This is a genomic window from Schleiferilactobacillus harbinensis (assembly GCF_008694105.1).
Taxonomy (GTDB): domain Bacteria; phylum Bacillota; class Bacilli; order Lactobacillales; family Lactobacillaceae; genus Schleiferilactobacillus; species Schleiferilactobacillus harbinensis.
In genome coordinates this window covers 2819943-2835200 of record NZ_CP041364.1, presented here as the reverse complement: position 1 = coordinate 2835200, position 15258 = coordinate 2819943, and the positions used below count along the sequence as shown (strand labels likewise).

General features: G+C 55.0%; 15 protein-coding genes. 10 read left to right on the top strand and 5 right to left on the bottom strand.

Annotation, left to right across the window (positions count from 1 at the left end; genetic code table 11):
• The first annotated feature begins 4 nt into the window (after positions 1 to 4).
• A complete protein-coding gene (gene spxB / locus FMM01_RS14040) occupies positions 5 to 1795 on the top strand; it encodes a pyruvate oxidase (RefSeq protein ID WP_223850081.1) in 1791 nt (596 codons plus the stop codon).
• Positions 1796 to 1874: 79 nt separating this feature from the next.
• Here spxB and FMM01_RS16675 read toward each other — a convergent pair whose 3' ends face one another.
• From FMM01_RS16675 to FMM01_RS14030, 3 genes are all read right to left on the bottom strand, one after another.
• Positions 1875 to 2003: a hypothetical protein gene (locus FMM01_RS16675; protein ID WP_258456850.1), complete on the bottom strand. Its 129-nt coding sequence runs from the start codon at positions 2001 to 2003 to the stop codon at positions 1875 to 1877.
• A gap of 89 nt (positions 2004 to 2092) precedes the next feature.
• Complete coding sequence (locus tag FMM01_RS14035; RefSeq protein WP_027827906.1) at positions 2093 to 2482, bottom strand: hypothetical protein; 390 nt, start codon at positions 2480 to 2482, stop codon at positions 2093 to 2095.
• Between the two features lie 83 nt (positions 2483 to 2565).
• Entirely contained in the window at positions 2566 to 2910 is a 345-nt protein-coding gene (locus FMM01_RS14030; RefSeq protein WP_150392936.1) for an ArsR/SmtB family transcription factor, read from the bottom strand.
• A 71-nt stretch (positions 2911 to 2981) separates the two neighbouring features.
• Between FMM01_RS14030 and FMM01_RS14025 the strand changes: the two genes are divergently transcribed.
• The 9 genes from FMM01_RS14025 to FMM01_RS13990 all read left to right on the top strand — a co-directional run bounded on the left by FMM01_RS14025 (position 2982) and on the right by FMM01_RS13990 (position 12823).
• Positions 2982 to 3587 carry a cadmium resistance transporter gene (locus FMM01_RS14025; RefSeq protein ID WP_223849962.1) on the top strand — a complete coding sequence of 202 codons (606 nt, stop codon included), beginning with the start codon at positions 2982 to 2984 and terminating at the stop codon, positions 3585 to 3587.
• Between the two features lie 138 nt (positions 3588 to 3725).
• Entirely contained in the window at positions 3726 to 3875 is a 150-nt protein-coding gene (locus FMM01_RS16355) for a hypothetical protein (protein WP_155827895.1), read from the top strand.
• 162 nt (positions 3876 to 4037) lie between these two features.
• Positions 4038 to 4757, top strand: a complete 720-nt coding sequence (locus tag FMM01_RS14020; protein ID WP_150392935.1) for a CPBP family intramembrane glutamic endopeptidase — start codon at positions 4038 to 4040, stop codon at positions 4755 to 4757.
• Positions 4758 to 4774: 17 nt separating this feature from the next.
• Entirely contained in the window at positions 4775 to 5485 is a 711-nt protein-coding gene (locus FMM01_RS14015; protein ID WP_150392934.1) for a CPBP family intramembrane glutamic endopeptidase, read from the top strand.
• Positions 5486 to 5503: 18 nt separating this feature from the next.
• On the top strand, positions 5504 to 6157 hold the full coding sequence (locus FMM01_RS14010) for a response regulator transcription factor (RefSeq protein ID WP_027827910.1): 654 nt from the start codon (positions 5504 to 5506) through the stop codon (positions 6155 to 6157).
• On the top strand, positions 6144 to 7154 hold the full coding sequence (locus FMM01_RS14005) for a sensor histidine kinase (RefSeq protein WP_150392933.1): 1011 nt from the start codon (positions 6144 to 6146) through the stop codon (positions 7152 to 7154). Before FMM01_RS14010 ends, FMM01_RS14005 begins: the two co-directional genes overlap by 14 nt.
• A gap of 70 nt (positions 7155 to 7224) precedes the next feature.
• The gene (locus FMM01_RS14000; protein WP_027827912.1) at positions 7225 to 7905 is read left to right on the top strand and encodes an ABC transporter ATP-binding protein; all 681 of its coding nucleotides are present in this window, start codon (positions 7225 to 7227) and stop codon (positions 7903 to 7905) included.
• Positions 7892 to 10252, top strand: a complete 2361-nt coding sequence (locus FMM01_RS13995) for an ABC transporter permease (RefSeq protein WP_190973386.1) — start codon at positions 7892 to 7894, stop codon at positions 10250 to 10252. Before FMM01_RS14000 ends, FMM01_RS13995 begins: the two co-directional genes overlap by 14 nt.
• Before the next feature lie 192 nt (positions 10253 to 10444).
• Positions 10445 to 12823 (top strand): ABC transporter permease, encoded by a 2379-nt coding sequence (locus tag FMM01_RS13990; protein WP_150392931.1) that lies wholly within the window; start codon positions 10445 to 10447, stop codon positions 12821 to 12823.
• A 62-nt stretch (positions 12824 to 12885) separates the two neighbouring features.
• Here FMM01_RS13990 and FMM01_RS13985 read toward each other — a convergent pair whose 3' ends face one another.
• Both FMM01_RS13985 and FMM01_RS13980 read right to left on the bottom strand, forming a co-directional pair.
• Entirely contained in the window at positions 12886 to 13632 is a 747-nt protein-coding gene (locus FMM01_RS13985) for an amino acid ABC transporter ATP-binding protein (RefSeq protein WP_027827915.1), read from the bottom strand.
• 2 nt (positions 13633 to 13634) lie between these two features.
• The gene (locus FMM01_RS13980) at positions 13635 to 15251 is read right to left on the bottom strand and encodes an ABC transporter permease subunit (protein ID WP_027827916.1); all 1617 of its coding nucleotides are present in this window, start codon (positions 15249 to 15251) and stop codon (positions 13635 to 13637) included.
• Between the last annotated feature and the right edge of the window lie 7 nt (positions 15252 to 15258).

Here is a 15258-nt window from a genome sequence, read left to right as displayed (position 1 = left end):
GGCCATGCTTAAAGTGATCGAAGCCTGGGGTGTCGACCACATGTACGGTTATCCGGGCGGCTCGTTCAACTCGACCATGAACGCCCTGGATATCGAAAAGGAACGGATGCGCTACATCCAGATCCGCCATGAGCAGGTCGGCGCGCTGGCCGCTGCGGCGGACGCCAAACTCACTGGTAAGATTGGGGTTACCTTCGGCTCCGCCGGCCCAGGGGCCACGAACCTGCTGACGGGACTGTATGATGCACGAGAAGACCATGCGCCGGTTTTGGCTCTGATTGGTCAAGTCCCCCACACCAACATGAACTACAACTACTTCCAGGAATTCGACGAGAATCCAATGTTCGCCGACGTAGCCGCCTATGCCCGCTTAGTCATGACACCGGAAAGCCTGCCCTACATCGTGGACAAGGCAATTCGGGAAGCCTACAAACACCAAGGCGTGGCCGTTGTGGTCATTCCCAACGACTTCGGCTACGTGCAAATTCCGGACGAGCTCTACAGTTCAGTGTCGCCCACTGACCATAAGGATCGCCCGCTGCCCCAACCCACCGATTTAGAAGTGGATGCCGTATTAGAAATGGTCAAAGCCGCCAAACGGCCGGTCTTCCACGTGGGCCGCGGCATTCGGGACAATGGTGCCAAGCTGGTTGAATTGTCGAAGAAATTACAGATTCCCATCACCGTGACCGGACTGGCCAAGGGCTTGATTCCGGACGATTACGAAGGCAATCTGGGCATGTTAAACCGGGCCGCCTCCAAGGCCGCCGACGAGATCTTCGCCGTGTCTGACCTGGTCATCGCCATTGGCGCCGACTTCCCCTTTGCCAACGCCATCTATCGCACCCACCCGTTCAAATTTGTCCAAGTTGACGTGGATGAAGCCCAATTCGGCCGCCACCACTACTTGGATCAGGGCGTTTGGTCGGATGCCGGGGCCTTTGTCGATAAGATGCTGGTCCGCAGCACCGACGCCGAACCCTCATCCTTCTTCCAAGCCGCGGTCGCGGATATGCAAAACTGGCAAGCCTACTTGGATCACATGCTGGATCGAGAAACCAGTCCGCTGGAATTCGAGCAGATCTACCGGGAGATCAACAAAATTGCTGACGACGATGCTATCTACTCCATTGATGTCGGCGACAACATCATCAACAGCTTCCGCTATCTGAAACTCACCCCGAAGAATAAGTGGGTTATTTCCGCCCTCTTTGCCTCCATGGGCTCCGGTGTCCCTGGGGCCTTGGCTGCGCAATTGAGCTTCCCCGACCGCCAAGTCTTCCACATTGCCGGCGACGGTGCCTTCTCCATGGTCATGCAGGATTTGATCACCGAAAAGAAATACGACCTGCCGATCATCAACATCATTACTTCCAACGCCAGCCTGAACTTCATCAAGTCCGAACAGGACGACATTCCGATGAACCACAGCGGTATCTTCATCGAAGACCAAGACTTCGCGATGATTGCTCGGGGCATGGGCGTAGAAGCCGTGACCGTACGTGCATCCAGCGATCTGCCTGCCGCCTTCGCCAAGGCCCTGGAAGTCACCCAGGCCGGCCGGCCGTTCCTAATCGACGCCAAGATCACCGACAAGCGCGGCATTCCAGTAGAAGAACTGGAATTGAAGCAGCAAGACGGTACCTGGGTCGAGACGGTTAACCCGTCCTACAATGCCAACCGCGCCCTGACCCATATCAGCAGCGTCCAAGAATTCTTCGCCGAGTACGACGGTGGTGAATTGAAGAGTTTACCAGAGATTTTTGCAGAACATAATGTACCGACTGACAAGTAATTTGTTTCAGTAAGAAATAAGCCCGGCACAACAACAGATAATCGTTGTTGCGCCGGGCTTTTATGTATCAACAGAGTCCTCAGCGAGCATCTCGCCGGTCCGCCACCTTAACTTCGTCATCCAACTTGCGTCCCTCTTCAGCAAACCCCGCCGCCATGCTGGGGTCTTTCTCAATCATCGCTTGAATGAGGCGGTCAATTTCAGTCATTGCCATGTCCTCCAACCCTGATTTCTAAAACAAAAGCAGGGTTGAATTTTGCTTCAGCCCTGCTGATAAGTATTCGGCACCCCCGCAGATTACTTAATCCACGGCCGATCAACTTCGTCGTTTTTGACCATCTGGGTGTACTTGCCAAAACCATACTGCTTCACATTGTCCAAATCCCGCTTGTCGATCAAATGCTTAGGATCATTGACGTTGAAAGCCCAGCCATGGGCCAGCAGCAATGGCATCAGTGTGTCTGGATCAGTGTACATATCATAATCATCCAAGTATTCCGCCCGTTGGACGTTCTTAGACAGGTGATCATAGGTCCAAACCTCACCAGTCGCCAGCTTCACTGCCTCTTCGGCACTCGCCGCTTGCACGATGGCCTGACATTGATCCTGGTTAGGGCTGCTGATCAAATACGCTTTGGTATTGGGGCCTTTTTCGTTAACAAACAGAATATTCTTTGCTTTTTGCATGATCTAGAAATCCCCCTTAATCATTTGTGTTGTACTCCACTAACAGTCTAGCATGTCCAGTGGACAGAGGTTACTATTTCGCCTCACTCGCCATGGGGCTTGCCGCGGGAAACATGGTCGGCGTGGGCCAGCATTTCGTTGATGATGTCCAAAATATGGGGATCATCCAACCGGTAAAAATTAGCCCGGCCTACCCGGTGGGCGCTGACCAGCTGGTGCTGGCGCAATTGGGCTAATTGGTGGGAAACCACGGACTGTTCCAGATGGAGCAGCGCGCCCAGTTGGGTGACGTTCATTTCCTGCTGCTCCAATACGTACAGCATCTGTAACCGGGTGGGGTGGCTGAGCAGGCTGAAAATGCGTTCTGCTTCTTTCAGCTGACGCTGACTGATTAGCTCCGGCGTATCAATGGATCCTGTATCCGACATGCAAAAGCTCCTTTCATATGTTGTATTCGACATATGTTCATGGTATCATGCTTTCCGAAGGGAGCAAAACCATGATGTTAAATACTATTATAACGGGTGTCACGGCCTACATTTCCACCTCACTGGATTATTTGCTGATTCTGATGGTCGTCTTTGGCCGCACCCCCAAGCAGCAGCGGGGACTGGTGTATATTGGCGACATTATCGGTACCAGTGTGCTGGTCGCCGTCAGCATCATTCTGGCCTACGCCCTCGGCTTCGTTCCCCAGCCCTGGCTGCTCGGTCTGCTGGGCTTGATCCCAATTTACATGGGCGTGCATTTGCTGTTTGGCGAAGAGGATGACGCAGATGCCAAAGTCAACAATACCATGGCGAAACACATGAATGTCATCTGGAAAGTCGCCTTGATCACCATTGCCACCTGCGGCGCCGACAATATCGGCATTTATGTGCCGCTGCTCACCCAGCTCGAACACAGTGCCGTCCCCTTGCTGCTCATCACGTTCTTCGTCATGCTGACGTTGTTTTGCACTGCCAGTTTACTCTTGAGTCGGATTCCCCAAGTGGCTCACCTACTGGACAAATACGGCCGCTATATCACCGCAGCGGTCTATTGCCTCATCGGGTTCGGAGTCCTCTGGGAGGGCGGCACCGTGCAGCATCTTTTACATCTTTAAGCCCCGTTTTGTCAAAAACCGGTATAGACCTCGTCACAGTTCCGTCAAAGTAGTAAAGAAATCCTGAAAGCGGAGACATTTTCCTTGCGAAACTGGGGTGCGTATTGCTACAGTTAACTATGGAAGGAATTGATGTCAATGCCAAAACAGACTCAAGATTTGTCGTCGCGCTCCGGCGGCTTAGCCGAATACAAGCAAGCCGTGAAGAAATTGCATAGCCCGCAACAGTTCGCCAAGGAAATGGCCGCGTTGGGGTTTACCCAATTTCAGAAAGGACCAAACCGGTGACGATTCGTCAGCCAAATCAACTTAAACCGACCTAGGGCCGCCGACCAAGCAATTGGTCAGCGGCCCTGGGTTTTTAGTTTGGTTTCTTTGACAGCGCTCTCTATCCGCGGTATCTTTTAGCCAATGGGTATGCTATTGGTCTAGGAAAAGGAGCTGATTATCATGTCTGCACCTCCGTCGGAACACCCTGCCGTACCAGAGACACCGATCAATTATCGCCAACTGGGCCTTTTCTGTTTACTGTATTTCATCAGTTTTCTTGCCACTGTCGGCTATACTTGGCTCTCCTGGCCACTCTATATCGATGCTGGGATCACCATTATTATTAATGTGGGATTGCTTGTCTTGGTCCTGCGTACCTACGGCGCTTTCCTGAAACAGGCTTGGCCCGCCTTCCGCTACCACATTGGCCGCCACCTCGCATTGACCTTTGCCTGGATGATTGGGCTGAAAATCATCAATGCAATCGTAACAGCCATTGTCACCGCGGTCTCAAATACTACTGCGATTCCAGTTGTCCCACCCACGCCGGAACTTTTGAAGTCCGCGTTCTGGTTGATCTTATCCTCGGCGCCAGGCTTACTGATTGCACCCTTTATTGAAGAAATCTTCTTTCGCCATCTGCTCTATTACCAATGGCGCGGCCGTAAAATTGCGCCGGTCATGTTCTGGCTCTCGGCGACCGTCTTTGGCCTGTGGCACTGGAGCAACATCGCCGGTCAATGGCCGCAATTGATTCCCTACGCCGTCATCGGTATTTTTCTCGCCCTGATTTATCGGCACAAACACAATATCTGGTACAACATCATGACCCACTTTTTCTATAATCTGGTTGCTGTTGTTCTGCTGCTGATTCTATCCTTGATCCTGTTTCTTCGTTAAGAAAGGCGGTCCCGCTCATGGATAATCGCAATCCCATCAACGAACCAGCACCATATGTTGACTGGCGCAAATCTGGTTTAGCGCTGCTTATTCTCGTTGCTGAAATAGCCATCGAACTGCTGGCCCAAGCGTTCAAAATCAATCTCCTCGCCCAGTCGATCATTCTTTCCGCGGCTGGTCTCCTGACCATGGTCTGCATGATGTACCTCTACTGGGACATTTTGCGGCCAGCCTGGACGGCGTTTCGTACCCACCTGTGGCGGCGGTTGATTCTGCTACTACTGCTTTCCATCGGTATCAAAATAGTCGTTGCCATTATCATGCTCATTTTAGCGTTGGCCTCACCGCTGAAGTCGTCGCCGACCACCACGACCAATATTGCCCCTATTGCGATGAATACCAAAGCGCTCTTCTTCGCGCTGACCCCATTCTTGCTGGCCGCGCCGTTTTATGAGGAAATATTCTATCGGCACGTCCTGTATTATCAATGGCGGGCCCGCCGCGGCTGGGGTGTGATCATGCTGTTCATTTCTTCTGTTCTCTTCGGCCTAGCCCACTGGAGCAACGTCGGCGGCCATGCGCTGTTAACTGTCCCATTCATGCTTTTGGGGTTGTCTTTTGCCTTGATTTATCGGCAGCAACAAAACATTTGGTACAATATCATTACCCACTTCATGTACAACGCCTCCACCGTATTGTTGTTGGCCGTGGGTCTATTGCTGGTTTAGGAAAGAAGGCTCCCCCCATTGGACTATCTGATCATCGAAGATGAACCCACCTTGCGGCAAACCCTGGCCACCTACTTTGCCCGCAATGCCGCCGTCACGGCGGTGGGCAGTTTGGCGGCGGCGACCCAAGCCGTCCAACAGCAGAATTACACTCTGATCATCCTCGACCTCACCCTGCCCGATGGCGACGGTCTGGCCTGGCTGCAAGAATGGCAGCCTTTGCTCAGCAGCAAGATCCTGGTCCTCACTGCTAACGACAGCGAACGCACCACGTTGCAAGGGTTGGCCTTGGCCGATGATTATGTGGTTAAACCGGTGAGCCTGCGGATATTGCAGGCCCGCATTGCTAAACTCCTGCCGCCGGCCACGGTGACTTATCACGGGGTCACTCTGGACAGCACGGCCCGGACAGTGACGTATGCTGGCCAACCAGTCAGTTTAAGTGCCAACGAATACCGGCTGCTGGCCTACCTCTTCGCCCATCCCAACGCGATTCTCACCCGGGAGCAGCTCCTCGCCGCGGTCTGGGATATTCAAGACGCCTTCGTTGAAGACAACACCCTGACGGTGGCGATTAAACGGCTGCGGCAAAAACTGGAAGCCGTACCCAGTCAGCCGCAATTGATCAAGACGGTGCGGGGAATGGGGTATTTTCTCAATGGCGAAGATTAATTGGTGGCGCGCCCCAGAGACCCGCAGTGCCTGTTTATTGGGCGTGGGCCTATTGATGATATTCGGCGTGAGCGAGGCCGTGCTTTGGTGGTTAGCCGACACGAGCCCCGTTCCTTTTGTGGTGCTCTTTATTGTAGCCGCGATCCTGACCGGCCTCTGGATCATCCGTTGGAGCCGGCGGACCATGGCCGGTCTGCAGCAGGCCAGCGACCAGTTAGCCGCCGCCAGACACGGACAGGCCAACTATGCCATTGCGCTGAACGACGAGGGCCTTTTTTCACAACTGAACAATCAGGTCTACCACTACGTGCGCCAAACTGAAGCACTGCGCAGCGACCTGCAGCGGGATCGGGACCAGCTGAGTCAGGCAATTACCGATATTGCCCACCAGCTGCGCACCCCCATCGCCACCATCGGCAACCTCAGCGAGTTATTGGCGTCAGATAACGTCCCGCTGACCAAGGCCGAGCTGATCCGGCAAAACGACCGGCTGGCCCAATTAGTCGCCCAGCTGATCCTGCTGGCCCGCATCGACACCCACACCCTCAGCCAGCAAAAGCAGCCGATCCTGGTGGACACCCTGTTGAAAAGCAGTCTCAACCCGCTGCTGCCGCTGATCAGTGATAAAAATCTCAAAATTGCATGGCAAGTCCCGGTCACGCTCCAAGTCCAAGTCAACCCGGACCTATTTCGCGAGGCGGTGATTAACGTCTTGAAAAACGCCAGCGAACACGCCCCGGCCGGCTCCACCCTGACCATCGCCGCGGCGGAAACGCCCATGGCGGTCACCATCAGCCTCACCAACCAAGGCCCCGCCATCGCGCCCACGGACCTGCCCCGCCTCTTCGACCGCTTCTATCGCGGCGTCCACAGCGATCCCAACAATGTCGGCATCGGTCTGGCCATCGCCGCCGGCATCGCCCAGGCCAGCGACGGCCACCTGCAGGCGGCAAACACAACCGCAGGCGTGACTTTCACTTTCTCGCTATACAAGTAAGTGCAGGCTGTCACTTAGCCGTCACTTTCAATGCGTATGCTGGAAGAAGATAGAAAGGAGAGTGGCCGGCATGGCAATTTTGACCGCGCAGGAGTTAACCAAACAATACTCAGGGGAGGAACAACCGGCCCTGAACCACGCCAACCTGGCGATCGAGGCCGGGGAATTCGTGGCGATCGTGGGACCGTCCGGCTCCGGCAAATCCACCCTGCTGCACTTGCTGGGCGGGGTGGACAAACCCACCAGCGGCACCGTCCACCTGTACGACACCAACGTCTTTGAATTGAACGAAACGCAGCTCGCTATTTTTCGCCGCCGCCAAGTCGGCCTGATCTACCAATTTTACAACCTCTTACCCGTCCTCACCGTACAGGAGAACATTACGCTGCCAGCAGATCTGGACGGGCGTAAAGTACCCGCTGATGAATTGGCCGAACTGTTAGAAATTCTTGGCCTCACCGATAAGGTCCAGTCCCTGCCCAGCGAACTCTCCGGTGGCCAGCAGCAGCGCGTCGCCATTGGCCGGGCGCTGGTCAACCATCCCGCCATCGTCCTGGCCGATGAACCCACCGGCAATCTGGACAAGCGCAATTCCCAGGAGATCATGGACCTGCTCCGAGCCGCCAATACCAAGCGCGGCCAGACGCTGGTCGTCATCACCCACGATCCCGAGATCGCCGCGCAAGCCGACCGGGTGATGACCATCACCGACGGCCGGCTCACGGGAGGTGGCGATGATGGGCATCATTAACCGGATCACCAAACGGACCTTACAGGGAGAAATGGGCCGGACACTGCTGACGATTTTTTCCATGGGGATTGCGGCAACGCTGGTGATTGCGACGCTGGTGGGGTTTACCAGCAGTCAGAATAGTCTTTATCAAAAACAGTTGAAAGACACCGGCGGTATGCAATTTGTGATTCGTAACGTGCCCCGGGAGAATGCAGCAAAACTCCGGCGCAATACCGCATTTCAAAAATCGTTGGCCTTCGCCGAATTAGGTACGATGAAGCTGCCTAAAAGCATTGACGCCTATGGTGATCCGGCTCCCTTGGTGGCCATGGACAAAGCGGCACTGCGCCAGCTGGTTCAATCGCAACTCGCGGTTGGCCGGTTGCCAAGAAAGAGTACAGAGTTAGTCATTCCCACTGATATCGCCTTGAACCAATCCGCGATCGGCAAAACCATCACAGCGCAAACTCAATCTGAGCCTAAACGCTTTACGATCGTTGGGGCGATCAACAGTTACCATACGTTTAACAGTGCCTATTTATGGATCACTTTCACCAACTCGGTCACATCAGCCAAAACGGTCAGCGTGGCCGGTGCATTGACTGACGTTAACCGCATTCGGTCACGCCTGGCGGCACTCGCTCAGCAGGCTGGGGTCAAGCGCCCCAAGGAGAGTGTCCTCTTCAACGAAAGAGCATTGAGCCTGCTGGGCGCCGGTACTAATCTTACCGATAAGGCGACCATTGTCGGCCTGCTCACCATAATTCTGACAATCATTGGGCTCGCCGCTGGCATGATGATCTATACCAGCATCAATCTCAGTGTCCGTTCCCGTATTCAGCGGTACGGCTTATTGCGTTCCATTGGCGCAACACCGAAACAAATTCGCCAACTCGTTTATCGAGAGGGACTAATTTTGGTACTACCCGCACTGCTTCTTGGCTACCTCGCCGGCATTGCCGGCCTAGCGGGGGTTATGGCCTTCCTGAATCAGCGCTTTGAAGCGAGCGGTGCAGGAATCCATCTGTACTTGACGATGAGTCCTTGGCCTCTGGTTGGCAGTGCGCTATTCATGATTTTAATCACGTTTTTGGCCAGTGCTCGGCCAGCCGCCAGAGCCTCACGGGTCGCCCCTTTAGCCGCTGTCCGGGACAACATGAGTACCGCCCGCTTACGTCAACGTCATTTGCGCCCCGGTCTTTGGCAGCGGCTGATGCCAACGCCGTTGAGCCGGCTGGCCGCCAAGAATTACCGCCGTAATGGCGGCACCCGCTGGACTTTGATCGTTACTTTAAGTATCTCAATTTTGATTTTTGTCGGCTTCACTAGTTTTGCCCGCTCCGTTTTACGCGACACCAGTAATGATTATGGTGGGAGCACTGATATTATTGTCCAGGCCAATAACACTGCGATGGCCGGTCCGTTAAAACAAATCCAGGCCTTGCCAAACGTCAAAAGCGCGATTGCGGTTAAGCATGATAGTCTGGAATTGAAGAAACGAGAATCTGGATTCGACAGTCAGTCCGTTGACGTCTTGGTTGTCCCCAAAACCGTCTTTGCCCAATACTTCAACAACCGCATCACGCTGCTTAACGCTTCTCAACGGCGAATGAACAAGGACGGCCAGCGCAAGTTATACTGGCTTTTCCCGGCTAATTTTACTGGGACACTAACATTCGCCCACAATACCGCAAAGCCCATCACTATCGCGCAAACTGTCGCAGCGGATACCCCGATCCTGCGTTCCTTGGCTAATTACAGTGGGGGCATCGTCATTTCAGAGGCGTACTATGCGGACCTTTTTAAAGGGAAAAGGAAAAACCCAATCCTCCAAACTGGATTCTATATTCTGTTAAAAGATCGTAAAAAGCATGTGCAGACAATGGCTCAGCTGAAACAAATTATTCCCACCAGCAACTCCTCTGACCAAGTCGCAAACAATGAGCAAAACACCAGTATCCTGACCGCGCTGCAGGTTATGGTTTATGGTTTCCTCACTTTGCTCAGCTTAGTCAGCCTGTCAAATATCATTAACCACATCTTCGCCAATCTGCTTCAACGGCGGCGCGAACTGGCGATGCTCCAAGCCATCGGCACTACCCCCGCCCAGGTCACGCGGATGTTAGGGATTGAAAATAGCCAGCTATTCCTCACCAGTCTCATCTGGGGCAGCGTGCTGGGGACTGTGCTCAGTCTGATGCTCCGCCAACAGCTTGGCGGTGCTTACGAGACGGCTTTCACCCTGCCCTGGCTGGAAATCGCCATCGTCACCCTCGTCCTGATCACCGTCTGGCTGATCTTCGAATGGGTCAGCTACCGCATGATCCGCAAACAGAATATCGACCACTGGCTGCGGCTCACCTGACCAGTGCAACAGAACCGGTGCTGGAGAAACTGCCCAACACCGGTTCTTCGTTTGGTAAAATAATATGTGATTAATATTGCTTGTCGTCACTTGCCCGTCACTTACGGCCCGTATGCTGAAAGATGGAAGGGGAGTGGCAGGCAATGACAACGGCAATCATCAAGACCAGCCAGCGGATAGGAGGCGGCGTCGATGGGCATCATTAACCGCATCACCAAGCGGACCTTACAGGGCGAAATGAGCCGAACCCTACTGACAATTTTCTCCATGGCCATCGCCGCGACGCTGGTCGTGGCCACACTGGTGGGGTTTACCAGCGGTCAAGACAGTCTGTACCACGCTGAACTGGAAAAGACCGGCGGCATGCAATTTGTGATTCGCAATGTCCCCCGGCAAAAGGCGGCCAAATTACGGCAGAATGCGGCAGTGGAAAAGTCCCTCGTCTTTGCCAACTTGGACCGGTTCACTTTACCCAAGGCTCAGGGGGTCACGGACCCAACGACCAAAACGCCAGAACTCGTGGCCATGGATCAACCGGCGCTCACGCAATTGGCCAAACCGTTGCTGGTGAGCGGCCGGGTGCCGCGCAATCATACGGAACTAATTGTTCCCACAGATCTCGCGACAAAAAAATCGCTGCTCGGCCGGTCACTCACGCTCCAGACTGTCCATGGCGAGCAGCGCTTCACCGTCGTCGGTACAATGTATGGCTACCAACAGTTTGCTCGGGCGTACCGGTGGATCACCGCGAACAGTACCCGCAGTGCGGCCACGCCAACGGTCCACGTCGCTGGCAGCCTGACCTATCTCAAACGGCTGCGCAGCCAAGTATCGGCGTTGGCCGACCAGGCTGGCGTCAAGCCGCGTCAAACCAATATTATTTATAACGAAAATGCACTGACGATCATCGGCGCTGGCGCCGATCTGATCAATAAAGCCGCCCTGACCGGCTTCTTAGCGCTCGTTCTGGCCATCATTGGGTTGGCCGCCGGCATCATGATTTATACCAGTATCAACTTGGGCGTGCGCTCCCGAATCCGCCGCTATGGCCTGCTGCGCTCGCTGGGCGCCACGCCCCAGCAGATCCGGCAGCTGGTCTATCGGGAGGGTATCGCCCTGATTCTGCCGGCCTTAGTCATTGGGTATCTAGCGGCCTTGACCGGTCTCGCCGGGGTCATGGTCTTTCTCAACCGCCGGTTCGCGACGGCCGGCATGACCGATATGCACCTCGTCCTCAGCCTGCACCCTTGGCCGCTGCTCGGCAGTGCCCTCTTCATGCTGCTGATCACATTCCTCGCCAGTGCCCGGCCCGCCGCCAGAGCCGCCCGGGTCGCACCCTTAGCCGCCGTCCGGGACAATCTGACCGCGCCGCATCTGCGTGCCCGACAGTTACGGCCCAGTGTGTGGCAGCGGCTGATGCCCACCCCCTGGGGGCAATTGGCCGCGAAGAATTACCGGCGCAACAGCGGCACCCGCTGGACGATGATCACCGCGTTAACGGTCTCCATTGTCATTTTTATCGGCTTCACCAGTTTTATTCGGACCGCGCTGCAGAGCACCACGATCACTTATGGGACCGGCGTTGATGTGTCAACCACACTGGTCAATCGTACCGATACGGCGCCTCTGCAACAGCTGGCGACGCTGAAAAATGTTAAAGAAGCCGCGGCGGTGCAGGTCAGTACCATCCAATTAGCCAAACGGCCGCAGGGGTTCAGCGATATCTACCTCAACCTGCTGGTGGTGCCGCCAGCGGTCTTTGCCCGCTACTTCGATAATCAAATGACGCTGTTGAACCGGGCCGTTACCACAGTGTCCGCCAGCGGTCAGCATCAAGAAAGCTGGGTCTTTCCCCAAACGGACCCGCCCAGTTCGCTGATCATTGACCGGCACACCACGCTGCCCGTTGCCCAAATGATCAAGGCCAATACGCCCATGCTGCGCGCCATCGCCAGTGATCGCGGCGGCCTGGTCATTTCCCAGGCCCAGTATGCGCGGCTCCGCAAAGGCCGCAGCAAAACGATGACCCCCGTGAGCGAAACAGTCTTCATGCTGCGCTTGCGTGATCTGAAGAAACACCGCAGTACCGCCGCCCAGGTGCAGGAGATCCTCTCCGCGCCCTACATTTACGATCGGATCGCCGAAAACCAAACCAACGACAGCTTCATCCTGGCGGCGCAAGTGATCGTCTACAGCTTCCTCGCTTTATTAAGTTTGGTCAGTCTGGCCAACATCATCGATCATATCTTTGCCAATCTCTTGCAGCGCCGGGGTGAACTCGCGATGCTGCAATCAATCGGCACGACCCCGGCCCAAGTCACCCGTATGCTGGGGCTGGCACATGGCCGGCTGCTCCTGATCAGTCTCTTCTGGGGCAGTGTGCTGGGCGCTGCGCTGAGTTACGCGCTGCAACGCCAAATCGGTTCGATTTATGAATTGACTTTCGTCCCGCCCTGGTCCGAAATCACCGCAGTCGCCCTCGTCCTGCTCACCGTCTGGCTCGTTTTTGAAGGCGTCAGCTACCGGCTGGTGCGCAAACAAAACATTGACCACTGGCTGCGCTTGACGTGACCAGGCAAAAAGAACCGGTGCCGAGGAGAAATCCCCAGCACCGGTTCTTCGTTTAACCACTCTTAAACGCGGCTCATATACCGCTTCAAGAACTCCTGCGTCCGCTGTTCCTGCGGATGTTCGAAGATCTGCTCTGGCGTGCCGCTTTCGGCCAGCACCCCATCATTCATGAAGCAGACAATATCCGACACATCGCGGGCAAACTGCATCTCATGGGTGACGATGACCATCGTCAGTCCCGTGTGGGCCAGCTTGGACATGGTGTTCAAGACCTCGTCCACCATCTCGGGGTCCAGCGCTGACGTCGGTTCATCGAACAGCAGCACTTCTGGATCCATCGCTTCCGCCCGGGCAATGGCGACCCGCTGCTGCTGGCCGCCGGAGAGCTGATCCGGCTTGGCGTTAACGTAAGGTGCCATACCGACACTTTCCAATAACGCCATGGCGTGCGACCTAGCCTCAGCCGGATTCCGCTTCAACACAGTGGTCTGACCGACCATCACGTTTTGCAGCACATCCAGGTTATTGAACAGATTGAAACTCTGGAACACCATCCCGACTTTCGCCCGATACAGCGTGACGTCGAAATCATCGGCTAAGATGCTTTGGTCATGGAAGCGAATATCGCCGCCGGTGGGCTGCTCCAACAGATTGATGTTCCGCAGCAGGGTGGATTTCCCACTGCCGGACGCTCCGATGATCGACAGGACTTCGCCCTTATGCACATCCAAATTGATGTCCTTCAATACTTCGTGGTCCCCAAAGGACTTATGCAGGTTTTGCACTTGCAAGATCATTTCGTCTTTCATACTTAGGCGTCCTTTCTGCTCGTAGCGGCACCGATCTTCGGCGTCTCGACTTGCATCTGATTATTCATCACGTTATAGTTCTTCGGCCCATCCATGTGCTTCTCGATCAACCGGAACAGCCGGGAAATCGTGAAGGTCATGATCAGGTAAATGCCCGAAATAACCAGGTAGGTGTGGAAGAATTGGAAGTTCTGTCCGGCGATGGTTTCCCCGGAGAAGAACAGTTCAGAAACCGAAATGACACTCAGTACCGATGTATCCTTAATGTTCACGATGAATTCATTCGTCACGGCTGGCAGCGAATTCCGCACGGCTTGGGGCAAAATGACCTTGCGCATCATTTGGAAATGGGTCATGCCCAGCGCGTTGGCGGCTTCAAACTGGCCATCATCCACGGAGGTAATACCGCCCCGAATAATTTCAGAAATATACGCCCCGGTATTGATGGACACAATGATCAGGGCCGCAGCGGTACGGTCGATACTCAAGTGCAGCGCCTGGGCAGAGCCGTAATAGAGGACAGCCGCTTGCACGATCATTGGCGTGCCCCGGAAGACTTCAATGTACACAGCCAGCAGCCAATCGAAGAAACGCAGGATGCCCCGCTTACCCATGGAGCGCGGCCGGGGAATGGTCCGGATGATACCGACCAGCAGACCGATGATGAAGCCGACCAAGGTCCCAACGACCGCCAGCAAAATAGTCATCCCGGTGCCCCGCAGGAGCATGCCGCCGTATTGTTTCATCAAGCTGACGAACCAATTGCCGGTGTTGCCGGTGGACGGCTGATTGGCCACAGCTTCGTTCATGATCTGAGTCCGCTGTTTTTGGGAAATTCCGGCCAGCACTTCATTGATCTTAGCTTTGTACTCGTAACCCTTGCGCACCCCGATGGCCAAGTCGCTTTCATCAGGATTCGTCTTGAACCCTTGACCCTTGGCAAAGTGGATCATCTTCAAGTTGGGGTTCGCGGCTTCCGCGGAACTGCCTTCCGGCACTTCGGACGCATAGCCGTCGATCGTGCCGGATTCAATGGCCGCCCGCATCGCTGGGAAGTTATTCATCGCCGGTTCCTTGATAACCCCTTTGATTTGAGAAATGGCGTCGTAATCCGACGTGCTCAATTGGCCAGTGATCTTGGCCCCTTTGAAGTCCTTTAATGATGTCGCATTGGCGTACTTGCCGTCTTTCCGGACGACCATTGTCATGTTGGAAACATAATACGTATTGGTGAAGTCGATCGTCTTGCGCCGTTCCGGCGTCGGGGACATCCCGGCGATAATGGCATCGATCTTGCCGGACGTTAAGGCCGGCGGCAGGCCGTCCCAGTCAGTTTTCACGACCACCGGTGTTTTGCCCAGCGCCTTGGCGATCCGCTTGGCAATCTGGACATCATACCCGTTGGCGTATTCGTTAGAGCCTTGGATCTTCACGGCCCCATTACTGCTGTCGCTCTGGGTCCAGTTGAACGGGGCATAGCCCGCTTCCATCCCGACCTTGAACTCGCCGTTGTCCTTGCTGGCGGCCTGCACGGACGTATTGCCCGCAGCCGCCAAGCCGATTCCTAACAACCCCAGGACCGCTAGAGCGGCCCACCACTTCTTCAGTAAATGCGACATGCTAATT

Coding starts and splice junctions, on each gene's coding strand:
- spxB (WP_223850081.1), top strand. CDS start 5: ATGCTTAAAGTGATCGAAGCCTGGGGTGTCGACCACATGTACGGTTAT.
- FMM01_RS16675 (WP_258456850.1), bottom strand. CDS start 2,003: ATGACTGAAATTGACCGCCTCATTCAAGCGATGATTGAGAAAGACCCC.
- FMM01_RS14035 (WP_027827906.1), bottom strand. CDS start 2,482: ATGCAAAAAGCAAAGAATATTCTGTTTGTTAACGAAAAAGGCCCCAAT.
- FMM01_RS14030 (WP_150392936.1), bottom strand. CDS start 2,910: ATGTCGGATACAGGATCCATTGATACGCCGGAGCTAATCAGTCAGCGT.
- FMM01_RS14025 (WP_223849962.1), top strand. CDS start 2,982: ATGATGTTAAATACTATTATAACGGGTGTCACGGCCTACATTTCCACC.
- FMM01_RS16355 (WP_155827895.1), top strand. CDS start 3,726: ATGCCAAAACAGACTCAAGATTTGTCGTCGCGCTCCGGCGGCTTAGCC.
- FMM01_RS14020 (WP_150392935.1), top strand. CDS start 4,038: ATGTCTGCACCTCCGTCGGAACACCCTGCCGTACCAGAGACACCGATC.
- FMM01_RS14015 (WP_150392934.1), top strand. CDS start 4,775: ATGGATAATCGCAATCCCATCAACGAACCAGCACCATATGTTGACTGG.
- FMM01_RS14005 (WP_150392933.1), top strand. CDS start 6,144: ATGGCGAAGATTAATTGGTGGCGCGCCCCAGAGACCCGCAGTGCCTGT.
- FMM01_RS14000 (WP_027827912.1), top strand. CDS start 7,225: ATGGCAATTTTGACCGCGCAGGAGTTAACCAAACAATACTCAGGGGAG.
- FMM01_RS13995 (WP_190973386.1), top strand. CDS start 7,892: ATGGGCATCATTAACCGGATCACCAAACGGACCTTACAGGGAGAAATG.
- FMM01_RS13990 (WP_150392931.1), top strand. CDS start 10,445: ATGGGCATCATTAACCGCATCACCAAGCGGACCTTACAGGGCGAAATG.
- FMM01_RS13985 (WP_027827915.1), bottom strand. CDS start 13,632: ATGAAAGACGAAATGATCTTGCAAGTGCAAAACCTGCATAAGTCCTTT.
- FMM01_RS13980 (WP_027827916.1), bottom strand. CDS start 15,251: ATGTCGCATTTACTGAAGAAGTGGTGGGCCGCTCTAGCGGTCCTGGGG.